We start from the raw sequence: 4563 nt of genomic DNA, 5'->3' as shown, positions 1-4563 counted from the left end.
TCGCCGCGATGGACGACACGTTGACGATGCGGCCGTAGTGCTGCGTCCTCATGCGTCTGACGGCCTGTTTGATGGTCAGGAAGTCGGCGGTCAGGTTGACCGCGAGGATCCGGTTCCAGCGTTCCAGGTCCGTGTCGTCGAGCGTGTCCTTGATGATGATGCCCGCGTCGTTGACGAGGATGTCGATGCCGTCGTAGTGTTCGTCGAGCTGTTGGAAGACGTGTTCGACGGTGTCGGGGTCGGCGATGTCGCCGGGGGCCGTGAACGCCTCGCCGCCCGCCTGGGTGATGAGCTCGACGGTGGTTTCCGCGCGTTCGGGCACGATGTCGTTGACCGCGACCCTCACGCCTTTGGATGCGAGCAGTTGGGCGACTGCGCGGCCGATGCCTTGTCCGGATCCGGTCACCAGGGCACGCTGGCCCTCCCAACGCTGATCGTGACGCTCCTCATCGAGTCCTGTGATATGCATGGGTTTCCCTTCTTTGCGATTCTCCGGCGACCATCCGCCGGTCCACCATGCAAGTGTAGGTATGGGTAAGGGGATATGCATGCCATCGGTCTTCTTCTGGGATGCAAGGTCGATTTCGGCAAACCGGCCATAGTTTTGACGGAACGAATGACTTTGGCTCACTGTGGCTTCGATGCATTATTCAATATCCCTTTCGGCCTTGCACGGAACATGACGTCCATCATCGAAGTTCCTTCCGTGAATTCCCGCCGGCGCGCCCATCGTATCAGAATGTCCCTCACGTATATTCTGAAAAGAACCGGAATCAGTGGATTCCAACATTCAGAACAAAGCATGCTTGAGGCAGAAAAAAAGGAGCTTTCGATGACAACAACGAGCGAATCCGTATTCCGCGACGTTTTCCAAAAACCAACCGCGGACGATTACATCGAGGAAGCACGAAAAGCCGCCGTCTATATCAATACGAAGAAGATCAGAACACCGAACGGCCTAGTCTGGTCCCTGGACGATGCCAAAACATATCTGACGGATTATTACGATGAAATCTGCATGTACGCCGGCAGCACCGGCATCGCCCATTTCTACGTGCAGTTATATCAGGCGACACAGGAGGAATCCTATCTGGATGACGCCAAGGAAGCGGCCAGATACATCATCTGGAGATGGGATAACCAACGTGACCTCGCCAAATGCTTCAACAAGTACGCATTCACGACAGGCTATGGCGGAGTGGCCATTCTCCTGGATGAACTCTATTCGCTGACAGGGAATGACGAGTATCGTCGCGTGATTTGCGAAATCGCCGAATCAGCCATCAAAGACGCGATCCCTTCAGACAACGGTAAGGGATATCACTGGAGCACCTATCCAGGTATCGTCGGCGATGCCAGCGTGATCCTTCTTCTACTGAAATTAGGCAAAGACTACAACCACCCGGAATGGAGCGAATTCGCCATCCGCGCCGGCAGATCCTATCTCGACAAAGGGCAACCCTACGCACAAGGAGGAAGATACTACCTTGGCGTGGACCCCAAATATTTCGGAGCCGGAGACGACTACATCGACCCCAACTTCCCAATGGGAACCTGCGGCATCGGATTCCTCCTGCTACGCCTATACGAGGAAAGCGACGACAAGGCCTTTCTGGACGCCGTGGACGGAATCCACGATTTCGTGAAAGCAGTCGCATTGGAAAACGATTCCAAAACCGCGGCACTGCTGCCCCACGGCCTTCCCAATCGTCCAGACACCTATTATCTGGGCTTCTGCCATGGCCCCGCCGGCAGCGCCCGCTTCTACCATGAGCTTTACAAAGTGACCGGCGACGAAGAAGCCAAAATCTGGGAAGAGAAACTACTGAACGGCATCATCGAAACCGGCGCTCCCGAAATCCACTCCAACGGATATTGGGACATTCTGTGCCTGTGCTGCGGAACCGCGGGAATGGTCAACGCATTCCTAGGCAAGTGGGCATCATCCGGAAAACAACGATATTACGATTGGGCCGAACGCAGCGCTCGCGTACTACTCGGTCGTGGACAGCGTTTCCGGACGGAGAAGGGTGAAATCGCCACGAAATGGAATCAGGCTTTCGCCTATGTCGCGCAGGATCAGGTGACGGCCAATATCGGCATGTATGACGGTGCGGCGGGAATCGGCTGGGTGCTGTTGCAATTCGGACTTGCGGCTGGAGGAAGGTTCCACGCGGCGAGAACGTTGGATGATCCGTATCCGGCGCATAAGCTCGACTGAAATGATTCGGCAAAAGACGGGCGGGGATTTCGCGATGCAAGAGGCAGATCGCTAAATCCCCGCCCGTCTTTTCGTTGGCTTGACGATGCTAGTCGATGGAAGCGCCGTCAGCGAGAAGTTCCTCCTCGGTTTCGTATTTCCTTCCCCAACCGGTCAGAATCGCGCCCCAGAAGACGACGACAAGCGCGATGGATTGGAAATTGTATCCGACGAACGTGATTGGATTGAAACCCTTGCCGACCACTCCGGAGGCGACGGCGACAGCCGCCAGATTCAGGCATCCCGGATTGGTGGGCACCAGATATCCCACACCGCATCCAAGACCATCGAGGATGTTCGCGCATCGGGTTCGGGCAATCCGGAACGGGCGAAGCAGCTTGCGGATGATCGGTCCGCAGAACGTGATGGCGGACGTTCCGCTGCTGATGGCAATGGAGATGATGCTGACCATCGCACCGGCCGCGGCCTCGGCGGTTCTGCCAGTACTGGCATGGCGCTTCATGAGATTCAGAACCATGTCAAGCACACCGGCGCGGCTGATGATGCTGACCATGATGAAGATGAAGAACAGGAAGATGATGGATCCGGTCATTCCATTGAAGGCCGAGGGGATAAGACCTTCATCCGCATCAACCAGCTTCGTCCAATCCAGGTATCCGAAAGCGAACAGCATCACGAAACCGACCAATTCGCTGACAAGAAACGCCGTGATCACACCCTGCTTGCGCAGCATCAGAATGATAGCGAGAATCGGAACGATCAGAAAGACGAGATTGGGTAGATACCCGCTGTCGATGTCCGGAGCCTTCACGGTTTTTCCGGAACTGGAAATCACGCCGACGATGACATAGCCGATCGAGGCGCAGGCACCGGCGATCAACGAGTACTTCAGTCGGGAACGGACGACCTTCATGGTGTCGACTTCCTGTGTCAGCGAAGAGGCGATTGTCGTATCGGAAATCGGAGCGAGATTGTCGCCGAAACAGGAGCCCGCCAGGATGGCGCCGCAAATCAGATTCACGTCACAGCCCATGCCGACCGCGAGCGGCAGCAGAATCGGTCCGGTCGCATTGACGGCTGTCGCCGCGCTGCCCGTCGACGTGGACAGAATCGTCGAAATCAGAAAACAAATGAGAGGAATTAGTCCGAGTGGGACCTGCGCGCGCGAAAGGATATACAGCAGTGCGTCCACGAGATGCGATTTGGCGAGAATCTGGGACATCACACCGGCCAGAAGGAAGCACGCCGTCATGAATGCAAGCACATGGTCGCGCAGACCTGACGTCACGGTTCTGGTGAAGTCTTCCTTATCCTTGTAGACGAGGAAACCGGCGATCAGACAGAAGAAACCAGCGGCCCAGAAATTCCTGCTGGAACGGTATCCCAAAGCCACCATCACGATCATGCTGCCGATCATGACGAGAAGAGGAAGCACCGCGCCGAAACGACCCAGATAGGTCTGCGCGAATTCCTTGCCATCGTTCCGCTGTGGAGCGCTGTCTGTGTTTTCAGCGGATTTCATTGATTTCCCTTTCGAAGTCATTGGCATAGATGAGTCATGCCTATAAGGTGGCGGCCCGGATTCACGTAAGGTGTTCCCATCCGAGTCGCCGATATTTCCGGAACGTACGTGTCACTCCGAACGGAAGAACGCGTATTCGAACAACGGAGTCAGATGCTTGCCCGTACGGTTCGCATACAGACGCAGCAGCGACGACGCGCAACCCGCGGCACCGCTGTACAGGCCCAGATAGCTGACCACTCGATCGGGTATGGTGCGTGTCCATGCGCCGTACCACGTGCGTTGGCCGGGCTTGTCGTCGGCCACTGTCGAATCGCCGATGAGCACGTCCGCGGTACGCCGCGCGTACTCGAGGAATTCGGCTTCTCCGGTGAACTCGAACATATCCACGAAATGCTCCAAAATGCCCGGGGTGCCGCAGCACTGGCAATTCGCATTCCAGTATCCCCATGAATAATGTTCAGGTGCGCCGGCACGAATGATGCCGCGCGAAAGCCAGACGCACCAGTCCCGGTAGCTCTCATCGCCGGTGATCTCATACAGTTTCCGGAACGGCAGCACAGTGCCTACGGGGCCGTGGCATGAGCTCAGATAGAACTTATCGAAGGTGGGGCCGGTGACCGGATGATCCTGATAAGGCACCAACATTCCCGTCTCGTCTCCAACAGCGATGGATTTCAGGTATTCGACGCCCTTCTTGGCAAGCTCCAGATAGCGGGGCTTTGGCGCGACTTCGTAAAGCAGCGCGAACATCCACGCGGTACCGGCGGTGCCATGGCTGAAGTTCGGGAACGTGGTGTCCTTCGGGAAGCCGATGAGC

General features: G+C 56.5%; 4 protein-coding genes. 1 reads left to right on the top strand and 3 read right to left on the bottom strand.

What is annotated here, in order from left to right; translation table 11 throughout:
* A partial coding sequence (locus tag ACR0P8_RS08780; protein ID WP_432624706.1) for an SDR family NAD(P)-dependent oxidoreductase occupies positions 1-469 on the bottom strand: 469 nt, incomplete at its 3' end.
* Between the two features lie 75 nt (positions 470-544).
* Here ACR0P8_RS08780 and ACR0P8_RS08775 point away from each other — a divergent pair.
* Positions 545-2221 carry a lanthionine synthetase LanC family protein gene (locus ACR0P8_RS08775; protein ID WP_432624705.1) on the top strand — a complete coding sequence of 559 codons (1677 nt, stop codon included), beginning with the start codon at positions 545-547 and terminating at the stop codon, positions 2219-2221.
* A gap of 88 nt (positions 2222-2309) precedes the next feature.
* Here ACR0P8_RS08775 and ACR0P8_RS08770 read toward each other — a convergent pair whose 3' ends face one another.
* Both ACR0P8_RS08770 and ACR0P8_RS08765 read right to left on the bottom strand, forming a co-directional pair.
* On the bottom strand, positions 2310-3743 hold the full coding sequence (locus ACR0P8_RS08770) for a Na+/H+ antiporter NhaC family protein (RefSeq protein WP_432624704.1): 1434 nt from the start codon (positions 3741-3743) through the stop codon (positions 2310-2312).
* Positions 3744-3854: 111 nt separating this feature from the next.
* Positions 3855-4563: lanthionine synthetase LanC family protein (locus tag ACR0P8_RS08765; protein WP_432624703.1), on the bottom strand; the 709-nt coding region annotated here is incomplete at its 5' end.

The organism is Bifidobacterium sp. (assembly GCF_050874245.1).
Lineage (GTDB): Bacteria > Actinomycetota > Actinomycetes > Actinomycetales > Bifidobacteriaceae > Bifidobacterium.
The sequence above is the reverse complement of the archived record's forward strand: the minus strand, read 5'-3'. Positions and strand labels throughout refer to the sequence as shown.

Bases quoted from the DNA above. Each gene is read 5' to 3' on its own strand.
- ACR0P8_RS08775 (WP_432624705.1), top strand. From the start codon at position 545: ATGCATGCCATCGGTCTTCTTCTGGGATGCAAGGTCGATTTCGGCAAA.
- ACR0P8_RS08770 (WP_432624704.1), bottom strand. From the start codon at position 3,743: ATGAAATCCGCTGAAAACACAGACAGCGCTCCACAGCGGAACGATGGC.